At 70.3% G+C, this 22,031-nt stretch carries 17 protein-coding genes; 7 read left to right on the plus strand and 10 right to left on the minus strand.

Features of this window, described 5'->3' with window-relative positions; all coding sequences use genetic code 11:
• The first annotated feature begins 251 nt into the window (after positions 1-251).
• A complete protein-coding gene (locus ACIF9R_RS10175) occupies positions 252-1,589 on the plus strand; it encodes a hypothetical protein (RefSeq protein ID WP_399976985.1) in 1,338 nt (445 codons plus the stop codon).
• A gap of 127 nt (positions 1,590-1,716) precedes the next feature.
• Here ACIF9R_RS10175 and ACIF9R_RS10180 read toward each other — a convergent pair whose 3' ends face one another.
• Together ACIF9R_RS10180 and hpnR are read right to left on the minus strand one after the other, a co-directional pair.
• A complete protein-coding gene (locus tag ACIF9R_RS10180; protein WP_399976987.1) occupies positions 1,717-2,331 on the minus strand; it encodes a YceI family protein in 615 nt (204 codons plus the stop codon).
• 230 nt (positions 2,332-2,561) lie between these two features.
• Positions 2,562-4,067, minus strand: coding sequence for a hopanoid C-3 methylase HpnR (gene hpnR / locus ACIF9R_RS10185; RefSeq protein ID WP_399976989.1), 1,506 nt, complete (start codon positions 4,065-4,067; stop codon positions 2,562-2,564).
• Positions 4,068-4,375: 308 nt separating this feature from the next.
• Between hpnR and ACIF9R_RS10190 the strand changes: the two genes are divergently transcribed.
• The 3 genes from ACIF9R_RS10190 to ACIF9R_RS10200 all read left to right on the plus strand — a co-directional run bounded on the left by ACIF9R_RS10190 (position 4,376) and on the right by ACIF9R_RS10200 (position 7,467).
• A complete protein-coding gene (locus ACIF9R_RS10190) occupies positions 4,376-5,230 on the plus strand; it encodes an SDR family NAD(P)-dependent oxidoreductase (protein ID WP_399976991.1) in 855 nt (284 codons plus the stop codon).
• 429 nt (positions 5,231-5,659) lie between these two features.
• On the plus strand, positions 5,660-7,243 hold the full coding sequence (locus ACIF9R_RS10195) for an acyl-CoA carboxylase subunit beta (protein ID WP_399976993.1): 1,584 nt from the start codon (positions 5,660-5,662) through the stop codon (positions 7,241-7,243).
• A 35-nt stretch (positions 7,244-7,278) separates the two neighbouring features.
• The gene (locus ACIF9R_RS10200; RefSeq protein WP_399976995.1) at positions 7,279-7,467 is read left to right on the plus strand and encodes an acyl-CoA carboxylase subunit epsilon; all 189 of its coding nucleotides are present in this window, start codon (positions 7,279-7,281) and stop codon (positions 7,465-7,467) included.
• Positions 7,468-8,048: 581 nt separating this feature from the next.
• Here ACIF9R_RS10200 and ACIF9R_RS10205 read toward each other — a convergent pair.
• From ACIF9R_RS10205 to ACIF9R_RS10240, 8 genes are all read right to left on the minus strand, one after another.
• Positions 8,049-8,630 carry an ATP/GTP-binding protein gene (locus ACIF9R_RS10205; protein ID WP_009314218.1) on the minus strand — a complete coding sequence of 194 codons (582 nt, stop codon included), beginning with the start codon at positions 8,628-8,630 and terminating at the stop codon, positions 8,049-8,051.
• Positions 8,611-9,183 (minus strand): DUF742 domain-containing protein, encoded by a 573-nt coding sequence (locus ACIF9R_RS10210; RefSeq protein WP_399976998.1) that lies wholly within the window; start codon positions 9,181-9,183, stop codon positions 8,611-8,613. The genes ACIF9R_RS10205 and ACIF9R_RS10210 overlap by 20 nt, the downstream gene beginning before the upstream one ends.
• A gap of 94 nt (positions 9,184-9,277) precedes the next feature.
• A complete protein-coding gene (locus tag ACIF9R_RS10215; protein WP_030948713.1) occupies positions 9,278-9,691 on the minus strand; it encodes a roadblock/LC7 domain-containing protein in 414 nt (137 codons plus the stop codon).
• A 10-nt stretch (positions 9,692-9,701) separates the two neighbouring features.
• On the minus strand, positions 9,702-13,025 hold the full coding sequence (locus ACIF9R_RS10220; RefSeq protein ID WP_399977001.1) for a nitrate- and nitrite sensing domain-containing protein: 3,324 nt from the start codon (positions 13,023-13,025) through the stop codon (positions 9,702-9,704).
• Between the two features lie 376 nt (positions 13,026-13,401).
• Complete coding sequence (locus ACIF9R_RS10225) at positions 13,402-13,992, minus strand: ATP/GTP-binding protein (protein ID WP_215207012.1); 591 nt, start codon at positions 13,990-13,992, stop codon at positions 13,402-13,404.
• Positions 13,973-14,368, minus strand: coding sequence for a DUF742 domain-containing protein (locus tag ACIF9R_RS10230; RefSeq protein ID WP_399977003.1), 396 nt, complete (start codon positions 14,366-14,368; stop codon positions 13,973-13,975). Before ACIF9R_RS10230 ends, ACIF9R_RS10225 begins: the two co-directional genes overlap by 20 nt.
• Before the next feature lie 110 nt (positions 14,369-14,478).
• A complete protein-coding gene (locus tag ACIF9R_RS10235; RefSeq protein WP_037933198.1) occupies positions 14,479-14,892 on the minus strand; it encodes a roadblock/LC7 domain-containing protein in 414 nt (137 codons plus the stop codon).
• 9 nt (positions 14,893-14,901) lie between these two features.
• On the minus strand, positions 14,902-18,687 hold the full coding sequence (locus ACIF9R_RS10240) for a nitrate- and nitrite sensing domain-containing protein (protein ID WP_399977005.1): 3,786 nt from the start codon (positions 18,685-18,687) through the stop codon (positions 14,902-14,904).
• 605 nt (positions 18,688-19,292) lie between these two features.
• Between ACIF9R_RS10240 and ACIF9R_RS10245 the strand changes: the two genes are divergently transcribed.
• From ACIF9R_RS10245 to gltX, 3 genes are all read left to right on the plus strand, one after another.
• Positions 19,293-19,481 carry a hypothetical protein gene (locus tag ACIF9R_RS10245; RefSeq protein ID WP_399977292.1) on the plus strand — a complete coding sequence of 63 codons (189 nt, stop codon included), beginning with the start codon at positions 19,293-19,295 and terminating at the stop codon, positions 19,479-19,481.
• A 169-nt stretch (positions 19,482-19,650) separates the two neighbouring features.
• On the plus strand, positions 19,651-20,436 hold the full coding sequence (locus tag ACIF9R_RS10250) for a fumarylacetoacetate hydrolase family protein (RefSeq protein WP_399977007.1): 786 nt from the start codon (positions 19,651-19,653) through the stop codon (positions 20,434-20,436).
• Positions 20,429-21,913, plus strand: coding sequence for a glutamate--tRNA ligase (gene gltX, locus ACIF9R_RS10255; RefSeq protein WP_399977009.1), 1,485 nt, complete (start codon positions 20,429-20,431; stop codon positions 21,911-21,913). Before ACIF9R_RS10250 ends, gltX begins: the two co-directional genes overlap by 8 nt.
• The last annotated feature ends 118 nt before the right edge of the window (positions 21,914-22,031 follow it).

A 22,031-nucleotide genomic window follows, 5' to 3' on the forward strand; every position in this document is an offset into this window, starting at 1 on the left:
CCGGCACGTTCCCCCGGAGGGGGGACCCCACTCGCCGCACCGGCCGAAAGCCCGAGTACGTCCAGTACGTGGAACTTCCGGCCTGCACGCCGGGAGCACGCACCGGATGCCGCTCCTTGGGTAAACGTTGCCTGCCGCGGCACCAGCCACAAGCCCGGCCACCGCTTCATCCGGTTCCGGCAGAGGGGCCACCGGAAACCTCTGCCGGTCCGGATGCCCGTTTCCGCCCCGATTCGGGTAGCTTCGAAGATATGAAGGTCGCGTGGACGCGTACTTTCGTACGCCTGCTGATCGTGCCGGTGGCCGCCGCTCTGGCGGTCCTGATGGCCGGTGCGCCTGGGGCGCAGGCGGCCACGGACATCTCGGTGATCGCCGAGAAACTCCGCGAGAGTCCCGTCTACGTCGATCCCGAGGCACGGGACATCCTCGCGGAGTCCGACGCCGAGGCGCTCGCCGCCAAGATCGAGGACGCGGACAAACCCGTCTTCGTCGCCGTCCTCCCCTCGGACTATCCGACGGACAACCTCTTCCGGAACCTGCGCACCGAGACCGGCGTCACCGGCCTGTACGGCATCCGGCTCGGCGACCAGTTCGACGCCCGCGCCGACAGCAGTGTGCTGAGCCCGCAGGGTGTGCGGAATCTGGTCACGTCCGTGCAGGGCGCCGGGGATGCCAAGGCCCAGCTGAACGACTTCGTCGACAGCGCCCTGCGCAACACCGGCGGTGGCGCTCCGGGTTCCTGGACCGACGGGTCCGGCGGTGATGTCCCCGTCGGCGGGCTGATCACCGCCGGCGCGGTGCTGGCGGCCGGCGGCGCGGGCGTGTACGCCGTGACCCGCCGCAACCGGCGCCGCCACGAGGAGGAGCAGCGGGCCGCGCTGGAGAAGCTGCGGGTGGTGGTCGACGAGGACATCACCGCGTTCGGCGAGGAACTCGACCGCCTCGACTTCCACCCCGGCGAACCGGGCGCGGACGATGCGATGCGCGCGGACTACGAGCACGCGCTGGACGCCTACGAGCAGTCCAAGTCGTACATGGCCGCCGCCCGGAAGCCGGAGGACGTGCGGGCCGTCACCCAGGCCGTGGAGGACGGCCGCTTCGCCCTGGCGGTCCTCGACGCCCGCCGCGACAAGCGCCCGCTGCCGGAACGCCGCCCGCCGTGCTTCTTCGATCCGCGGCACGGCCCCTCGGTCGCCGACGCCACCTGGACACCCCCGGGCGGAGCCGAACGCGAGGTCCCGGTGTGCGCGGCCGACCGGGCCCGCCTGGCCGACGGCGAGGACCCCGCGGTCCGTGAGGTCGACACCGATCACGGCCGCCGCCCGTACTGGGAGGCGGGCCCCGCCTACGGTCCCTGGGCCGGCGGCTACTTCGGCGGAGGGCTGCTGCCCGGTCTGCTGGTCGGCACCATGCTCGGCGGCATGATGGCCGGCCCCGGCTACGCGGCCGACTACGGCGCGGGGTACGGCGACTTCGGAGGCTACGGGGGCGGCGATGTCTCAGGGGCGGACTTCGACCCCGGAGACTTCGGTGGCGGATTCGGCGGGGGAGACTTCGGCGGCGGCGGCGATTTCGGCGGCGGCTTCTGAGACCCGCGTTCCCGTCCCGACCCTGGGGCTCCGCCCCGGACCCCGCTCCTCAAACGCCGGAGGGGCTGAAACAGCCCCTCCGGCGTTTGAGGAGCGGGGGTCCGGGGGCAGCGCCCCGGGGGGCGGATCAGGCGTCGGCCTTGCGGATCGCCGAGATGTCGAAGTTCAGCTTGATCTTGTCGGAGACCAGCACGCCGCCCGTCTCCAGCGCCGCGTTCCAGGTCAGACCCCACTCCGAACGCAGGATCTCCGACTTGCCCTCGAAGCCGACGCGCTGGTTGCCGAACGGGTCGGTCGCGGCGCCGTTGAACTCGAGGTCGATGGTGAGCGGCTTGGTGGTGCCCAGGATGGTCAGGTCACCGGTGATGCGGTAGTCGTCGCCGCCGAGGGCCTCCGCCTTGGTGGTGCGGAAGGTCATCGTCGGGAACTCGTCCGTCTTGAAGAAGTCCGAGCTCTTCAGGTGACCGTCACGGTCGGCATTGCCCGTCTCGATGCTGTCCATCACCACGTCGATGGTCGCCGTGGACTTGGACGGGTCCGATCCGTCGAGCTGCAGCGTGCCGGTGAAGTCCTGGAAGCCGCCCTTGACGTTGGTGACCATCGCGTGGCGGGCGACGAAGCCGATCGTGGTGTGCGCCGGGTCGATGGTGTACTCGCCGGTCAGCGCGGCCAGGTCCGGGCTCACCGCGCCGGCGGTGGTCGCGGTGGCGGTTTCGTCGTTCTTGCGGCCGAAGATGCCCATGGTGTTCCTCCTGGGGGGATCAGGTTTAATGTTCAACTAACTGAACAAGGCCTACCGTAGACCCATTCCCTTCAAAGTTCAACATCTTTGGGGAGGGGTGGCGCGATCATGTCCCTGATCGCCCGGAAACCCGGTCGTCCGAAGCGCCGGGACGACCCGGGCCGCACCCGGCGCGGCCCGCTCCGGGTTCCCCGCGGCACCGGCCGCACACGGCCTCGGAGCGGGGCCGGCTACGTCCTCGGCGGTTGGGATCCGGCGGGCGCGCCCCGGCCGGTGTCCCGCGTGTGGATGTACAGCGCGCGCCGGTCGCCGACGTCCAGAGGCTGCGGCAGCGGCAGCTCGTGGCGCACCGGCCGCGCGTGGTCGGCGAGCTGCCGGCGCGGGTTGTACACCTGGTTGAACTTCCACAGCATGCGGGCGAAGTTCGTCTGCCCGTGCGCCAGATTGCGGGCGAGCACCCGCGCCGCGCCGAACGCCGTGCGCATCCCCAGGTGCTTGCGGTTGATCACCGCCTGGGTGCGCACCAGCTCCTCGTAGAACCGCGCCAGCGGCAGCTTCGTGGGCACCACCGCGTGCTGGATGTCGAAGAGGCGGTAGTCCCTGGTGGTGAGCCGGCGCGACTCGGTGTGCCAGATCTCCGTACCCGGGTACGGCGTCATCACGGTGAAGTGCACGATCTCCGGCACGGCCAGCGCGAACTCCCGCACCACGCGGAAGCGCTCCTCGTCCCAGGCCGGGTCCACGATCAGATTGATCGCGACCCTGATGCCGAGTCGGCGGGCCGTCTCCAGGGCCTTCATGTTCTCGTCGGGGCTGACCCGCTTGCGGTACAGGTCGAGCCCCTCGGCGTCGATCGCCTCCATGCCGAGGAACATGTAGCGCAGCCCCAGCCGCGCCCACCGCTCGAACACCTCGGGATGACGCAGCAGGACGTCGGAGCGGGTCTCCAGGTAGTACTGCTTGCGGATGCCGCGCCGCTCCACCTCGGCGGCGATGGCGTTCCCGTGCTCCGGCCGGATGAACGCCACGTCGTCCACGATGAACACGTTGGGCTCCCGGATCCTCGCCAGGTCCTCCGCCGCCGCCTCGGGTGACGCCTTGCGGTAGCTGCGGCCGTAGAAGGTCCACGCCGAGCAGAACGAGCAGTCCCAGGGGCAGCCGCGGGTGAACTCGATCGAGGCGCACGGATCGAGCTCGCCGATGAAGTAGCGGCGTCGGTTGCGCATCAGATCCCGGGCCGGCAGCGGTTCGTCGATGCTGTGCAGCATCAGCGGCGCGGGGCCGCGTCCGGCGGCCGTGACGACACCCGGCACACCCTGCACACCGCCGTCGCGCACCGCCTCCAGCAGCGGCGCGACGGCCGGTTCCCCCTCGCCGCGGATCACCGCGTCGACCGCGCCCGCCGCCTGCTCGATGACCTCCTCCGCGACGAAGGAGACGCTGTGCCCGCCGAGGAACACGAAGCAGCCCGGCACCTCCTGCTTCACCCTCTTGGCCAGCGCGATCGCCTCGGGGATGTTCGCCAGATAGTTCAGTGAGATGCCGAGCGCCTCCGGCCGGAAGGACCGCACCTCGTCGCGCAACTGCCGCACACCGAGCACCTGCAGGTCGACGACCCGGACCTCGTGACCCGCCTCCCGGGCGGCGCCCGCCACCCGCTCCAGGCCGAGGGGCTCGAGCCGGAGGAAGATCTCGGAGTACATCAGGGCGCTGGGATGGACGAGCAGCAGACGCATGAGGGACCTCGTCACGGGGGCCGGACGAACCGGACACGGAAGGATGCCGCCCCCTTCGTAACCCGGCGGACCGCGCCCCGTACGCCCCGTACGCCCGCATGGCCGCATCCCTGGCACGCAGGAGTGGTCCTGAGGCGCGGCGTACCGGGCCCCGGCGGACCGGTGCTCCGCGCGCCGACCGGGAAGGGTTCCGCGTCCGGCGGGCGTCGCGGGGGCGGACGGACGGGCTCCAGCGCTGGCGGGGTACGACGGGCCCGGGGTGTCCTGGATGACGAGGACCGCAGCGACAGCGCAGGGGAGACCGACTCGTGACCACCACCGGCTCCGGCCCCACCTACGACCCCCCGGCGGACCCGGAACGCGGTGCCGCCCGCGCCGCCGCCCGCACGGGGGCACGCCGGCACGGACCGCCGCGCACGGACCGGCGGGTCGCCCTCGTCACCGGCGCCTCCTCGGGCATCGGCGCGGCCACCGCGCGGCGCTTCGCCGCCGGGGGCTGGCACCTGCTGCTCAGTGGACGGGACCGGCGCCGGCTGGAGGAGACGGCGTCCGGAACCTCGGCGGTCCTGCTGCCTGCCGACCTCGCCGCCCCGGACGGGGCGAAGCTGCTGGCGGAGGCCGCGCTGCGGGAGGCCGGCCGGATCGACGTGCTGGTCGCCGGGGCGGGCATCGGCTGGGCGGGCCCGTTCCTGACCATGCCGCACACCGACATCGACCGGGTGCTCTTCCTGGATCTCAACGCGACACTGCACCTCGTACGGGAGGTGCTGCCCGCCATGGTGGCGGCAGGCCGGGGCCGCGTGGTGCTCGTCGGCTCGGTGGCCGGCAGCGTGGGAGTGCGGGAAGAGGCGGTGTACTCCGCCGCCAAGGCGGGACTCGCCGCGTTCGCGGAGGCGCTCCGGCAGGAACTGCGCGGTACGGGTGTGGGCGTGAGCCTGATCGTGCCCGGTCCGGTCGAGACGGGCTTCTTCGCCCGCCGAGGCAGGCCGTACCATCGCGCCCACCCACGGCCCACCTCGCCCGGCCGGGTCGCCGCCGCCGTCTGGGACGCGGTCTCCCGGTCGCGCGACGACACGTACATCCCCGCCTGGCTCACCCTCCCGGGCCGGGTACGCGCCCTCACCCCGAACCTCTACCGCAGACTCCTCCACCGCTTCGGCTGACCCGCAGGCGCGGCCGGCGGCGCCCGCATGTCGGGGTTCCCGCCGGCTCCGCGGGAGTGCGCTGCTCCGCCGCCCCGGCCGTACCGCTACGCTCTGCGTGAGCGGGCGACCCGAACGGGTGAACCGGTGGAGAATGTCCGGCACCACCCGGGGCGCGGGCCGCTGAAGGACCCGCACTCCCTGGGAAACCCGGGCACCGGCTTCCCGGGCCGAAGCCGCGTGTCACCCTCGCGGCGGCATGCGCCACGCATGAATGTGAGGCGGCTCTCAGGTGACGTCTTTGTGTGACTTCTACAAGCCGAACGCCCTCTGAGCAGTCGGAACGCCTGCGTGTCGCCACGGTTCTGTTCAGTGGTACCAGGAAAACGCCCCGGAGACTGTGAGGAGTCGACGGCTCGCATTCCCCGGTGTGCTTCGTAAGGTCACTGCATGACCGTTTTGGATGAGGCGCCAGGTGAGCCGGCCGACGCGCGTGGACGCGTGGCCGAACTGCACGAGATCCGTGCGCAGGCACTGGCCGGCCCGAGCGAGAAGGCGACCCGGGCGCAGCACGCCAAGGGCAAGCTGACCGCGCGGGAGCGCATCGAACTGCTGCTGGACCCGGGGTCCTTCCGCGAGGTCGAGCAGCTGCGCAGGCACCGGGCCACCGGGTTCGGTCTGGAGGAGAAGAAGCCGTACACCGACGGTGTGATCACCGGCTGGGGGACGGTGGAGGGCCGCACGGTCTTCGTCTACGCCCATGACTTCCGGATCTTCGGCGGCGCGCTGGGCGAGGCCCACGCCACCAAGATCCACAAGATCATGGACATGGCCATCGCGGCCGGCGCGCCGCTGGTGTCGCTGAACGACGGCGCCGGCGCCCGCATCCAGGAGGGTGTGTCGGCCCTCGCCGGGTACGGCGGCATCTTCCAGCGCAACACCAAGGCGTCCGGCGTCATCCCGCAGATCAGCGTGATGCTCGGCCCGTGCGCGGGCGGCGCGGCCTACAGCCCCGCCCTCACCGACTTCGTGTTCATGGTCCGTGAGACGTCGCAGATGTTCATCACCGGCCCGGACGTGGTCAAGGCGGTCACCGGCGAGGAGATCACCCAGAACGGCCTCGGCGGCGCGGACGTGCACGCCGAGACCTCCGGCGTCTGCCACTTCGCCTACGACGACGAGGAGACGTGCATCCACGAGGTGCGCTACCTCCTCTCGCTGCTCCCGCAGAACAACCGGGAGAACCCGCCGCGCGTGGAGTGCTCCGACGAGGCGGAGCGCCGCAGCGAGGTCCTGCTGGACCTGGTCCCGGCCGACGGCAACCGGCCCTACGACATGGCCAAGGTCATCGAGGAGATCGTCGACGACGGCGAGTACCTGGAGGTCCACGAGCGCTGGGCGCGCAACATCATCTGCGCGCTGGCCCGGATGGACGGCCAGGTCGTCGGCATCGTCGCCAACCAGCCGCAGTCACTGGCGGGCGTGCTCGACATCGAGGCGTCCGAGAAGGCCGCGCGCTTCGTCCAGATGTGCGACGCCTTCAACATCCCGATCCTCACCTTCCTGGACGTCCCCGGCTTCCTCCCGGGCGTCGACCAGGAGCACGGCGGCATCATCCGGCACGGCGCCAAGCTGCTGTACGCGTACTGCAACGCCACCGTGCCGCGGATCTCGCTGATCCTGCGCAAGGCGTACGGCGGCGCCTACATCGTGATGGACAGCCAGTCCATCGGGGCGGACCTCACCTACGCCTGGCCGACCAACGAGATCGCCGTGATGGGCGCCGAGGGCGCGGCCAACGTCATCTTCCGCCGGCAGATCGCCGAGGCCGAGGACCCCGACGCCGTGCGGGCCCGCATGGTCAAGGAGTACAAGTCCGAGCTGATGCACCCCTACTACGCGGCCGAGCGCGGTCTGGTCGACGACGTGATCGACCCCGCGGAGACGCGTGAGGTGCTGATTCGTTCGCTGGCGATGCTGCAGACCAAGCACGCCGATCTGCCGTCCCGTAAGCACGGCAACCCGCCGCAGTAACACGGCGGACATCTCTCCCAGGGAGACTGAGAGCCATGACCACATCTGACATCCGTGTCGAGAAGGGCCACGCCGAGCCCGAGGAAGTCGCCGCGATCACGGCGATCCTGCTGGCGCGGGCGGCGACGCCGGCGTCGGCTCCCGCTCACCAGGGCCGGGCGCGGGCCGGCTGGCGCCGCCTGGAACGAGAGCCGGGCTTCCGCGCGCCGCACAGCTGGCGCTGACCTCCGCCACGCAACAGACAGGGCCCCTCCCACACGGGAGGGGCCCTGCCCATTCCACCCCAAGGGCCCGAGGAACTGCGCGCCCTGCCCCAGTCAATCCGCACCCGGCATACACGGGTCCCGCCCCCAGGGGCGCGGGGAACCGCGCGCTCAACCCCATGCAATCCGCACCCGGCATACACGGGTCCCGCCCCCAGGGGCGCGGGGAACTGCGCGCTCAACCCCATGCAATCCGCACCCGGCATACACGGGTCCCGCCCCCAGGGGCGCGGGGAACCGCGCGCTCAACCCCATGCAATCCGCACCCGGCGTTGCACAAGTACCCGGCAGACACGGGGCCGGGGGGTGTCACGCAGCCCGGCGTCACGGGGTGCCGCCTGCGCCCACCCTCCCCCACTCTCGGCCTCGCTCGAGCGGGGGGACCCCCATCGCCCTGGGGGTACGACTGCCCGCAGGCGGCGGCAGGTGAACGCAGGCAGCCTGGGAAGCCGCAGGTACGGGCCGCCCCAGGCGGCGGGACGCCGTGCGGGGTGGCTGCGTCGGCGAAAGGCGGGGTGGCCGGCCCGCCCCGGCGGCAGCCGCTAGCGGAGGCGGGCCATCAGCGCATGCTCCACGAGAGTGATCAGCGCCGACTTCGCGTCGGCACGATGCCGCGCGTCCGTCGTGATGATCGGCGTGTCCGGACCGATCTGCAGAGCCTCCCGGACTTCGTCCGGGTTGTACGGCTGCTGGCCGTCGAAGCCGTTGAGGGCGATCACGAACGGCAGCCCCGAGTTCTCGAAGTAGTCGACCGCCGGGAAGCAGTCGGCGAGACGCCGGGTGTCCACCAGCACGATGGCGCCGATGGCGCCGCGCACCAGGTCGTCCCACATGAACCAGAAGCGGTCCTGACCGGGCGTACCGAACAGGTACAGGATCAGGTCCTGGTCCAGGGTGATGCGGCCGAAGTCCATGGCGACCGTCGTGGTCGTCTTGTCCCCGGTGTGGGTGAGGTCGTCGATGCCTGCCGAAGCAGACGTCATGACGGCCTCCGTGCGCAGCGGGTTGATCTCCGAAACGGCCCCGACGAACGTGGTCTTGCCCACGCCGAAGCCACCCGCCACCACGATCTTCGCCGAGGTGGTGGAGCGGGAAGGACCGCCGCTAGAGCTTGCGAAGTCCACTGAGCACCCTTTCGAGCAGTGTCACGTCTGGCTGGCCGCCGGCGTTCTCGTCGCCGCCGGGCTGATGGATGGCGACCAGTCCCGCCTCCGCCAAGTCGGCGACGAGGATCCTGGCCACGCCGAGAGGGATGGTCAGCAGGGCCGAGATCTCGGCCACCGACTTGATTTCCCGGCAGAGGTGGCAGATCCGCTGATGCTCGGGCAACTGGCCCTGCATCTGGTGCGGCTGCGCGGTGGTGTGCACCAGTGCCTCGATGGCGAGCTGGTACCGCGGCCTGGTGCGGCCGCCCGTCATCGCGTACGGGCGCACCAGGGGGTTGTTCGACGCCCCTGCGGGCGCCGGCTCGGGGGTGCGGCGCTGCGGCTGCACGGGCTGGATGCGGGGCGCGTGCGGCTGGTCGTACGGCGAAGGGCCGGGGCCCTGCGGCGCGTACGGCTGCCGGTGGTCCGGGGCAGAAGGGTAGCCGTACCCGCTCTGGCCACCGTCGTTCTGGCCCTGTACGGGACCGTACGACCAGTTGCCCGACGACGAACCGCCTGGGGGTGTTGCCACTGTCTCCTCCTCCGACTGTGCCTGGCACCTATCACTGTGGAGCCGCGTCCCGAAACCTTACGGCCCCAGGACGCCGAACCGCACCGATCGTCCTTCAGTTGAGCAGGCTCCCTTGCAGCTCCGCACGGAGGTCCGGTGTCAGGACCGTACCGGCACGGTCGACCAGAAGGGCCATCTCGTACCCAATGAGGCCGATGTCCGCCTCAGGATGTGCGAGAACCGCGAGCGACGAACCGTCGGAAATGGACATGAGGAAGAGGAATCCCCGCTCCATCTCCACAACCGTCTGGTTCACGCTGCCGCCCTCGAAGATCCGGGAGGCGCCTGCCGTCAGGGACGTCAGACCGGAGGCGACAGCCGCGAGCTGGTCGGCGCGGTCGCGAGGAAAGCCTTCGGACATTGCCAGAAGGAGTCCGTCGGCGGAGACCACCACCGTGTGGGACACCCCCGGGGTGTTGTCCACGAAGTTGGTGATCAACCAGTTCAGGTTCTGTGCCGCCTGGCTCATCGGGCTCACACTAACGCTCCTGGTTGTAGGTGCTGTCAGGACCGAGGCCCTGGCCGTTCGTTTCACTGCCCGCGTTGCGGCCCCGTTGGACACCGCGACGCAGGTTGCTCAGCCTGCCCCGGACGTCTTCCGGGGCGCGGGAGACCTGTGGGCCTCCCTGAGGTGTGGTTTCGGCGGCTCCCTCGACCAGGTTGGCCTTGGGGACCCGCCGCGGCAGACCGGAGGAGGTCACTCCGCCTGCCTTGGGCTTCCGCAGCGACGATGCCTGCTGCCAGCGCTCGTCGTTCGCCGAACGCCAGCCGCTGTCGCCGTTGCTCTCCGCACGGGAGGCAGGCGGCTCCGGGGTCGCGCGAGGTGCACCACCCGTGCCGTTCGCACCGCTCGCGGTGGATCCGCGGCGGGGAAGCCCGGCGTTGGTCAGGTCGTGACCCTCGGAGGCAGCAGGTCCCGGACGCTCGAAGCCTACGCCGTCCTGCTCGCGTACGTCAGAGGCCTGCGCTGATTCCGCATCCGGGGCCTGAGCAGGGTACTGGGCAGGGTAACCGTTGCGGTAGCCGTCCTGCGGCCAGTCGTCCTGCTGACCCCGGTCCGTGAAGGCCGGGAAGCCGTCGGCGGCACCCGCCGCCGCGTGGTCGCCCTGGGCCGGCTCCGCGTAGGAGGCGTCCTGGTATCCACCGCCCGACGAGAAGGAGTCGTTCTGCGGCAGGTGGCCGTTCTGGGCGTAGTAACTCTCGCCGTACGACTGCTGCTGCTGATCGTCGTACGCCGTCTGCTGCCCGTTGTCGTACGCCTGCTGGTCGTACCCGGCGCCCTGCTGCTGCTGGAACCCGTCGAAGCCCTGACCGTTGTAGCCCTGGCCGTTGACCTCGTAAGCCTGGCCGTCGTCCTGGTAACCCTGGCCGTCGTCGTAGCCCTGCGGGACGGCGAACTCGTCCGGGTAGCCGGCCCCCTCGGGGGCCTCCTGGGCGTTCGCGGCGGTCGGCTCGGACTCCTCGGACCCCGTCTGGGACTCCAGGGCCGCCCGGCGCTCCCCGCGCAGCAGCGAACGGCCGACCGGGTCCAGATCGCGGATGTCGTCGGGGACCTCCGCGTAGCGGCTGTCGTCGAAGCCCAGCTCCGCGGCGGTGCGCAGCGGCTGCTGGTTGAAGTTCTCACCCTGGAAGTGCTGCTCGGGGATGATCTGCGAGACCGTGAACTCGTCGCGGTCCGGCTGCTGCTGCTGCTCGCCGCCACCACCGTGGGTGATCGCGTCGGGCAGCATGACCAGCGAGGTGGTGCCGGCCTGCTCGCCCGAGGGACGCAGCTGGACCCGGACGCCGTGCCGGTCGGACAGCCGGCCGACCACGAACAGACCCATGCGCTGCGAGATCGCGGCGTCCACGGTCGGCGGGTTGGCCAGCTTGTGGTTGATGTCCGCGAAGTCCTCGGCGGTGAGGCCGATGCCCTTGTCGTGGATCTCGATCATCACGCGGCCGTCGGGCAGACGGGTCGCGGTGACGCGGACCTTGGTCTGCGGGGACGAGAACGTGGTGGCGTTCTCGAGCAGCTCGGCGAGCAGGTGCACGAGGTCGGTCACCGCGCGGCCGTGGATCTCGGCCTCCGGAACGCCGGACAGCTCGATGCGCTCGTACTGCTCCACCTCGGAGGAGGCGGCCCGCAGCACGTCGACCAGCGGCACCGGCTGGTCCCAGCGGCGGCCGGGCTCCTCGCCGGCGAGGACCAGGAGGTTCTCGCCGTTGCGGCGCATACGGGTGGCCAGGTGGTCCAGACGGAAGAGGTTCTCCAGCTGGTCCGGGTCGGCCTCGTTGTTCTCCAGGTCGGTGATCAGGGTCAGCTGGCCCTCGATCAGCGACTGGTTGCGGCGCGACAGGTTCGTGAAGATCGCGTTGATGTTGCCCCGCAGCAGGGCCTGCTCGGAGGCGAGCCGGACGGCCTCGCGGTGGACCTGGTCGAAGGCCCGGGCGACCTCGCCGATCTCGTCAGTGGAGGAGATCGGGATCGGCGCGACCTGGGTGTCGACCCGGCCGGGGTCGGTCCGGGAGAGCTGGTCGACCAGCATCGGCAGACGCTGCTCGGCGATACCGAAGGCGGCGTTGCGGAGCTGGCGCATGGAGCGGCTCATCTGGCGGGCCACCATGCCGGCCAGGATGAACGCGGTGAGCAGGGCGATGACGACGGCCGCACCGGTGATGAAGGCGTCGCGCTGGGCGTCGTCGGCGATCTGGGCGGCCTCGGTCACCGCGGCGTCGGCCAGATCCGACTCGATCTCCTGATAGCCGTCGAACTTGAGGGTGTTCACGGCCCACCAGTTGGCGGGGGTGATGCCCTTCTCGGCGAGCTCGGCGCGCGCGGCCGGGTCCGTGGTGGAGAGGCGCCCGACCTCGGAGATCATCGTCTCCGGCTTGGCGGGCGGCGGAACATAGTCCGGGTCCTGCTCGGCGGCCGCCCTGGCCATGGCTGCGCCCTCGGCCTGGATCCGCTGCGCGGTCTCCTCCAGCTTGGCCGCGTCGGCCTCGGTGCCACCGCCCTTGTACTCCTCGATGGCGATGCCCTCGAGATAGGCGTACGAGGTGAGGGCGACCCGCTGGCTGGCGAGCTGGCTGTCGGTCGGGCCCGGCTTGACCAGCAGGTGCATGCCGATGGAACGCTCCAGCGACAGCGCCGCCTTGGTCAGCGAGATCGCGTAGACCGTACGTCCGTAGCTGGTGATGTTGCCGGTGCCGAGGCCGAGTTCGTTGGCGAACTCCATCAGGGGGTGGCCGACCTCGACGTAGCCCTCCTCGGTCTGTACGCCCTTCAGCTTGGAGGTGTACGCGGCGGCCCGCAGGTCGGTCAGCTTCGGCTCGCCCTCGCGGAACAGCCGCAGGCGGCGCTCGAGACCGGGCTTGGACGGCATGCTCTGCGCGGCCTCGTCGAAGGCGTCGGCCGCCTTGTCGGTGGCTTCGCGTGCCTTGACGACGTCCGGGTCGTTCTGCCCCTTGCCCTGGAGCAGCGGCACCGCGGTGACGTCACGCTCGTTGTAGAGGGCGTTGGCGTAGACGAGGGAGGCCTGCACCAGACGCGCGGTGTTCTCGGCGTCCTCGGCCTCGTTCCAGGTGTCGATCGAGCTCTTCACCTGGAATCCACCCATGACCAGGCCGACCAGCACGGGTATGAGCAGGATCGCGTTCAGTCTGGTCGCCACCCGCCAGTTGCGCGGGGAGAGGCGACCTCCGCTCTGGGCGGGCGCGGCCGTGGGCTCGGGACCGGGTACGGGGGCGGGCGCCGCTGTGCGCGGCGGCGGCGTGAAGTTGCCCCGGGCCGACGGCTCGGGACTGTTCTTGCTTCGCCTCACTCGACCAACAACCTCTCGGCGGTCGGCACCTTCGTCGTGCCGCTGCGTCTCAGAGCCCGGCATGCCATCGACTACTGAGTACGTCTTTGACTAATGGGCAGTTCAAGCATTCCAGCATGCCGACCAGCGCTCTTCCAAACATGGGAAGGCGGGGAATTCGAGTGATGTAAGTCCCAGATAAATCGGTCATACGGAGCGACCTCCGGCAAAAGACGAGCCGTTCGTGCGCGCAGTGATACCGCGCGACCGCGTCGCGTGTCGGCATCCCCCGATTCCTCTGCCGAAACGTTATGAACACCAGGGCCGGTCGTGTCAAAGGACACAACCGGCACCGGTACATCTACGACAACCGCTGTATGTCGCTTCTGGCTCGGCTCTACCTGAGACGCGCCATAAGGGCGTGCTCGACCAGTGTGATCAGCGCACTCTTCGCATCCGAGCGATGTCGGGCGTCCGTCGTGATGATCGGGGCGTCGGGCCCGATCTGCAGCGCCTCGCGCACTTCCTCGGGTGTGTACGGCTGCTCGCCGTCGAAGCCGTTGAGGGCGACGACGAACGGTAGCCCCGAGTTCTCGAAGTAGTCCACGGCCGGGAAGCAGTCCGCCAGCCGGCGGGTGTCGCACAGCACGATGGCGCCGATGGCGCCGCGCACCAGGTCGTCCCACATGAACCAGAAGCGGTCCTGACCGGGCGTACCGAACAGGTAAAGGATCAGGTCCTGGTCCAGGGTGATACGTCCGAAGTCCATGGCCACCGTGGTGGTGGTCTTGCCTCCGGTGTGGGTCAGGTCGTCGATGCCCGCCGAAGCGGACGTCATGACGGCCTCCGTGCGCAGCGGGTTGATCTCCGAAACGGCCCCGACGAACGTGGTCTTGCCCACGCCGAAGCCACCCGCCACCACGATCTTGGCCGAGGTGGTGGCGCGGCTTTCGGAGACCGCCCCGCCGCTAGAGCTTGCGAAGTCCACTGAGCACCCTTTCGAGCAGTGTCACGTCCGGGGCGCCGGTCGTCTCGTCGCCGCCCGGCTGGTGCACGGCGACGAGGCTCGCCTCCGCCAGGTCGGCCACCAGGATCCGGGCAACACCCAGGGGCATGTTGAGCAGCGCCGAGACCTCGGCGACCGACTTCACCTCACGGCACAGATGGCAGATGCGCTGGTGCTCCGGAAGGAGCCCCATGAGCGCTGCCGGGTCGGCCGTCGTACTGATCAGAGCCTCGATGGCCAGTTGGTAACGCGGCCTGGTCCGGCCACCGGTCATCGCATAGGGACGGACCAGTGGCTGGTCGCCCTCGTCCTCGTACGGCTCCGCGTACGGATCATGAGAGGCGGTGGGCGGGGTCATGGATCCTCCGGGCGGGACAGCAAGTCGGTCAGTCAAGCCGTCTGACGGGGCCGGTGGGGGGAATGTGGCGGCCGGACGGTGATTTGGTAACACGGGTGGTGCCGAGCCGATCAGTGGAGCAGACTTCCCTGTAGTTCGGCGCGCAGGTCCGGGGTGAGGACCGCCCCCGCGCGGTCGACCAGCAGCGCCATCTCGTAGCCGACGAGGCCGATGTCGCAGTCGGGGTGCGCGAGAACGGCCAGGGACGAGCCGTCGGAGACGGACATGAGGAAGAGAAACCCTCGTTCCATCTCGACGACCGTCTGGGCGACGTTGCCGCCTTCGAAGATCCGGGAGGCGCCGGCCGTCAGGGAGGTCAGTCCCGAAGCGACGGCCGCGAGCTGGTCCGCGCGATCGCGCGGGAAGCCCTCGGAGAGCGCGAGAAGGAGACCGTCGGCGGATACGACGACCGTGTGGGACACACCGGGGGTGTTGTCCACGAAATTGGTGATCAACCAGTTGAGGTTCTGTGCCGCCTGGCTCATCGGGCTCAACTAACGCTCCTGCTGGTGAGTGGGGTGCGGGAAGTTGCCGGTCTGGGCGGACCCGGCCTGACGACCCTGTGCGATACCCCGACGGAGATTGGTCAGCCGGCCGCGCACGTCATCGGGGGCGCGCGAGACCTGAGGACCGCTCTGGTGCGATTGCTGCTGAGCCGTACCCGGGACGAGGTTCGCCTTGGGTACCCGGCGCGGCAGGCCGGAGGTGGTGACGCCGCCCGCGGCCGGTTGCCGGACGCGTTCCGCTTGCCGGACCAGCTCGTCGTTGGGCGAGCTGCGCCAGGCGGCGGAGGCGGACCGCTGCGGGCCGGTGGGGCCCTGCGGCTGCTGGGGCTGGGACTGCTGGGGCTGGGACTGCTGGGGTGACTGCTGAGGCGCCGGAGCCTGGCCGTTGCCCTGCTCCTGTGCGCCACCGCCGCCGTGGAACCAGTTGGTCTCGAGCGTGTCGTACAACGGTGTACGACCGTCGCCGGGGCCGGTCGCCGGCGGCAGCGCCCAGGCGTCGGACGCTCCGCGCCCGTCGTCGGGCCGCTGCTGCGGCGGGGACGGCGGGACCGGCGGCACCGGCGGACGCGGGGCACCGAGGCCCGCGCCGTGCGTGCCGTTCATCTGCGGACGCTCGAACTGGCCCGTGGAGCCGTTGTCCTGGCGGGGTGCCGGGTACTGGCCGGTCGAGCCGTTGTCGTATCCCTGCGGAGCGGGGAACTGGCCTGTCGTGGAGGGGTTCTGCCCGCCCTGCGAGCCCCCGAAGATGTCGCCGCGGACGAACTGGCCCGTGTTCTGGGCGTCGTTCGTACCGGGCTGGGCGTACTGGCCCGTGTTCTGACCGTTGTTCCCACCCGGCCGGGCGTACTGGCCCGTGTTCTGGGCGTCGTTCGTACCGGGCCGGGCGTACTGGCCCGTGTTCTGCGTGGCGGGGGAACCGTAGGCGGGTGCGCCGGTGTTCTGCCGCTCGTCGAACCGGGGGATCTCCGACGTCGCGCCGGGACCCTGCCGGTCGTCGAACCGCGGCATGGGCGCGGTACGGGAGACATCGGGCTCCTCGTGACCACGCGGGGTGTCCAGCGAGGCACGGGGCACCGGCGGCTGGGCGTTCTCGTCGCTCCAGCTGGGTACACGCTGCTGCTGGTCACCGCCGGGCAGTTCGGGGCGCGCACCGGCACCGCGCGGCGGGAGCTGCGGGGTACGGCCACGCTCGGAGTTGCCGCGCTGCGGCGGGACCTGGCCCCGGCCGCCACCGAAGACGTCCTGGCCGTCCTGCTTGCCCTGCGGACCCGGGGTCTGCATCCCCTGCGAGGCACCGGGCGCCCCGTAGCCGGCACCCGCGCCGGCGGGCGCGGGACGGCCCTGCGGAGGACCGGAGGGCGCGCCCTGGTCGAACAGCGACGGAGTCTGGTTGCCCGACGGGCCCTGCGGTCCCCGGCCACCGGGACGGCCACCGCCGTCCCGCCCGGGCAGCGCGGCACGCGGACCCTGGCCGGCACCGAGCCGGCCACCGGGAGAGCCGGCGCCGAGCGCACCGCCGGCGGACTGGCCGGCACCCGCGGCACGCCGTGCGGCGGCGGCACCGGCGGCAGCCTGCGCGGCGGCGGGACCACCACCGCCGGTACCCGGCTGACCGGGCTTGCCCTGCGGCTTCTTGCCGCCCTGGGCGACGTCGACGGGCAGCATCACCAGTGCGGTGGTGCCACCGGAGTCGGACGGGCGGAGCTGGATACGGATGCCGTGGCGCTGGGACAGCCGGCCGACCACGAACAGACCCATGCGGCGGGAGACGGAGACGTCCACCGTGGGCGGCGAGGCGAGCCGCTCGTTGATCGCCGCCAGGTCCTCCGGCGACAGACCGATACCGGTGTCGTGGATCTCGATCAGCACACGGCCGTCGGGCAGCGCGTGACCGGTGACCTTGACCTTGGTCTGCGGCGAGGAGAACGAGGTCGCGTTCTCCAGCAGCTCGGCGAGCAGGTGCACGAGGTCGTTGACGACCCGGCCGGCCACTTCGGTGGTCGGCACGGAGGCCAGTTCGATGCGCTCGTACTGCTCCACCTCGGACGCGGCGGCACGCAGCACGTCGACCAGCGGAACCGGCCGGGTCCACCGGCGGCCGGGCTCCTCACCCGCGAGGACGAGGAGGTTCTCACCGTTACGGCGCATACGCGTGGCGAGGTGGTCCAGCTTGAACAGCGAGGACAGCTGATCCGGGTCGGCCTCGCGGGACTCCAGCTCGGAGATCAGCGACAGCTGGCGCTGGATCAGACCCTGGGAGCGGCGCGAGAGGTTGGTGAACATCGCGTTGACGTTCCCTCGCAGCAGGGCCTGCTCGGCGGCGAGGCGGACCGCCTCGCGGTGCACGTCGTCGAAGGCCGCGGCCACGCGGCCGATCTCGTCCCGGGAGTGCACACCGACGGATTCCACGGACGTGTCGACGTCCTGCGGGTCCGTCTCGGAGAGCTGCTTGACCAGGTCGGGCAGACGCTCCTGGGCGACCTTGGTCGCGGTCTCCTCCAGCCGGCGCAGCGAGCGGATCATGGAGCGGGCCACGATGAAGGCGCCGACCAGGGACACGCCGAGCACGATCAGGATCAGCGCACCGGAGATGATCGCGTCGCGCTCGGTGGCGCTGCGCAGCTCACGGGCCTTCTGTTCCATCTCCTCGAGCAGGGAGAGCTCGATGTTCTTCATCTGCTGGATCTTGGTGGAGCTGTCGTCCAGCCAGTCCCGGTAGGAGCGGGCGCCGACCGAGGCGAGACCGAACTCCGAGGCCAGCGCGCGGCCGGCGTACTCGTCGGTGGCCTTGATCGTGCTGTTGCCCTCCTCGATCGGCAGCAGCAGCACGGAGGCGTTCGCCTCGCCGTAGATGCTCTTGAAGCTGCGGAGCTCGGACTTCTGGCTGGCCAGGGCGCCCTCGGCGTAGAGCCGGTCGTTCTCGGAGAGGTCGCCCTTGGTGATGTTGCTCGTGGGCAGCGCCGCGGCGAGGACCGCGCGCTGGATCGACGCGTACTCCTTGGCGGAGGAGAAGGACGCCAGGGCACGCGTGCGCTGGATCATGTCGGGGTTGCTGGTCGCCTCCGCCATGTCCTGCGAGAGGTCGATCAGGTTCTCGATCAGGCGGTGGTAGCCCTCGACGGTCTGGGTGGAGTTCTTCTCCGTCTGGAAGGCCGTGTTGCGGATCTTCGCGAGTTCGCCCAGGTCGCCGGCGATCTGCACCAGGTTGTCGCGGACGCCCTTGAGGTTGCCGTCCTTGCTCGCGGCGTCGATGTCCTCGGAGCTGTCGAGGAAGTTCGACATCGCGCGGTCGGTCTTCTCGCGCTGGCCCTTGACCGCGAAGTCGGTGCCCTTGCCGCCGTGCGCCAGCGGGCCGGCGGACTGGTCGCGCTCCTCCTGGAGCGCGTGGGCCAGTTCGGTGGCCTGCTGGGTCATGTCCGTCAGCAGCTTCATGTTGTCGAGCTGCTGGATGTCGTCCATCGACTGCTGGATACGCAGGGCGCCCAGCGAGGTGGCCGCGACCACCGGCAGGGCGAGCAGCGACACCAGACGGGTCGAGATGCGCCAGTTGCGCAGTGCTATTCGTGACCCGGGGCCGGGTGGAGCCTTGGGGGCGGCCGGAGCCGGCGGTGCCGTCGGTGCCGTGGCACCTGCCCGTTCGCCGTGGTTCCCGGGCGTGGTCGGCCCCTGGTTCTGGGCGTGCTGGGGCGAGGAGCTGACGGCCTTGGGGCCAGTCCCGCCCTGCGGCTCCGGCTCTGCCGAAGCGCTGCCATCCCTCTTGAAACGTCCCTGCACTAGCGTCGCAACCTCTGAACCAGGCACCCCTCCGCGTGAACGGCGAGGCACGGTGTCGGCGTCATAGGGGCGCCCTGAATACGCCCCAGTGGTGATGGTGAGTGACCGGCGCTGGTTCCCCCTTCTCACCCGCCACTCGGCGCGTCTGTGCGCCCCCTGTGCACCGGCTCGATACCTGCGGCGGTCCGTGGAATTCCAGCACAGTGCAGGATCTCCAACAAGGCCCACAGCCTTACAGGTGGGTTACGTGACACGGTGTGAGTGGAGGGTCACCGAGGGTAGAAAGTGATCTGGTCCATAACCGGAGGATCAGGGCGTACCGCCCGGGGAGGTCGCGTGTCCCAGTCGGCATGATCAGGAGCGGAATGGTGGCTTCAGGAGCACAATGCCCGATTCCGGCTCCCGTGGAGCAGGCCCGGATTGGTCCGTTTGTCCCTCCGTCAGTGAGCAAACTCACACCTAGATCACGCACACCCGGCCCGATCGGCGGGGAATCGCATGTTTAGCCTGACGCTTTACAGGGACGGCAGAACCGACAACCCGCGCCCGCCCGGGGTCACAGACCCCTCGGGTGCCCGTGAAACAGGACAAGGGTCGAGTAAACAGTGAAGACGACGACGATGTTCCACAAGATCGCCAACCCGCGGCGTACGACGCTGGCCCACCTCGACGGCGCCGACGATCTGCAGACGCCCCTCCAGCAGGAGCACACCGTCGAACTCCCGGCCCAGACTGCCAATCCCAAGCGCACCGTCCTCATGGAGATCCCGGTCGCGGCAGGCGCCGCGGTCTGACACCGGTCCATACGCACGGTGGCCGGAAAACGCTCAAAGCCCTCCGCGCGACAACGAGGGGCGTCCCACCCGTGGTGGGACGCCCCTCGTTATTGCGAAGCCCTCCGGCTTCACCGCGCTAGCCTGGAGCGTCAGACTCCAGCCGATCGGTCAAGGGGACAAGCATCCCGTGCGCATCGCCAGATTCTCCATCGACGGGAACGTCGCCTTCGGCGCGGTCGAGGGTGAGAAGCAGGACGAACTCGTCCTGGACATCATCAAGGGCATCCCGTTCGCGGACTTCGAGCTCTCCGGCACCAAGGTCCCGCTGAGCAAGGTCAGGCTGCTGCCCCCGGTGCTCCCCAACAAGGTGGTCGCCTTCGGCCGCAATTACGCCGACCACGCCAGGGAGATGGGCAACGAGGTACCCGACACCCCCTTCGCCTTCTTCAAGCCCGCCACCTCGGTGATCGGCCCCGGCGACGCCATCCAGTACCCCTCCTTCTCCCAGGAGGTGCACCACGAGGCCGAGCTGGCCGTGGTCATCGGACGGATGTGCCGCGAGGTCCCGCGCGAACGCGTCAAGGACGTGATCTTCGGCTACACCTGCGCCAACGACGTCACCGCGCGCGACGTCCAGAAGCGCGAGAAGCAGTGGGCACGGGCCAAGGGCTTCGACACCGCCTGCCCGCTCGGCCCCTGGGTGGAGACGGACCTCGACATCGCCTCGGCGAACGACCTGACGATCCAGCTCACCGTCAACGGCCGGCAGCGTCAGCTCGGCCGCACCAGCGAGATGATCCACCCCATCGAGGATCTGATCGTCAACATCTCCGAGGCCATGACACTGCTCCCCGGCGACGTCGTCCTCACGGGCACCCCGGCTGGGGTCGGCCCTCTCCACGTCGGCGACGAGGTCGCCGTCACCATCGAAGGCATCGGCACTCTCACCAACAAGGTTGTCAAGCGTGGCTAGCGCACCCGGCTCCCCCGTACGCGTCCGTTTCTGTCCGTCGCCCACCGGCAACCCCCATGTGGGCCTGGTCCGCACCGCCCTGTTCAACTGGGCGTTCGCTAAGCACCACGGCGGCACCCTGGTCTTCCGCATCGAGGACACCGATGCGGCCCGCGACTCCGAGGAGTCGTACAACCAACTGCTCGACTCGATGCGCTGGCTCGGCTTCGACTGGGACGAGGGCCCCGAGATCGGCGGCCCCCACGCGCCGTACCGCCAGTCGCAGCGTATGGACATCTACCAGGACGTCGCCGCGAAGCTCCTGGAGGCCGGCCACGCCTACCGCTGCTACTGCTCCCAGGAGGAGCTGGACAGCCGCCGCGAGGCCGCCCGCGCCGTCGGCAAGCCCTCCGGTTACGACGGCCACTGCCGCGCGCTCACCGACGCGCAGGTCGAGGAGTACCAGGCACAGGGCCGCGAGCCCATCGTCCGCTTCCGGATGCCCGACGAGACGATCACCTTCACCGACCTGGTCCGCGGCGAGCTGACCTTCACCCCGGAGAACGTCCCGGACTACGGCATCGTGCGCGCCAACGGCGCCCCGCTGTACACGCTGGTCAACCCGGTCGACGACGCCCTGATGGAGATCACCCACGTCCTGCGCGGCGAGGACCTGCTCTCCTCCACCCCGCGCCAGATCGCCCTCTACAAGGCCCTGACCGAACTGGGCATCGCGAAGCGGACCCCCGCCTTCGGGCACCTGCCGTACGTCATGGGGGAGGGCAACAAGAAGCTCTCCAAGCGCGACCCGCAGTCGTCCCTGAACCTCTACCGGGAGCGCGGCTTCCTCCCCGAGGGCCTGCTCAACTACCTCTCCCTGCTCGGCTGGTCCCTCTCCGCCGACCAGGACGTCTTCTCGATCGACGAGATGGTCGCCGCCTTCGACGTCGCCGACGTGCAGCCGAACCCGGCCCGCTTCGACCTGAAGAAGTGCGAGGCGATCAACGGCGACCACATCCGCATGCTCGACGTGAAGGACTTCACCGAGCGCTGCGCCCCCTGGCTCAAGGCCCCCTTCGCTCCGTGGACCCCGGAGGCCTTCGACGAGGCCAAGTGGCACGCCATCGCCCCGCACGCACAGACCCGCCTGAAGGTGCTGTCGGAGATCACCGACAACGTCGACTTCCTGTTCCTCCCGGAGCCGGTCTTCGACGAGGCGAGCTGGAACAAGGCGATGAAGGAAGGCAGCGACGCCCTCCTCCGCACGGCCAGGGAGAAGCTGGAGTCCGCCGACTGGACGTCCCCGGACTCCCTCAAGGAGGCCGTCCTGGCCGCCGGCGAGGCCCACGGCCTCAAGCTCGGCAAGGCCCAGGCCCCGGTCCGTGTCGCCGTCACCGGCCGCACGGTGGGCCTGCCCCTCTTCGAGTCCCTGGAGGTCCTGGGCAAGGAGAAGACGCTGGCCAGGATCGACGCGGCCCTGACGAAGCTGGTCGCGTAGCCACAGGCCCGTGAGGGGACGCCCGGAGTCGTCCGGGCGTCCCCTCAGCCGTCTCCGGGTACCGTCGGTGGCATGGTGATCCGGGCCGTCGTCCGGGACGTGGACGACACACTCTTCG

Origin of the sequence: Streptomyces sp. NPDC086080, from assembly GCF_044540255.1 — a bacterium.
Taxonomy (GTDB): Bacteria; Actinomycetota; Actinomycetes; order Streptomycetales; family Streptomycetaceae; genus Streptomyces.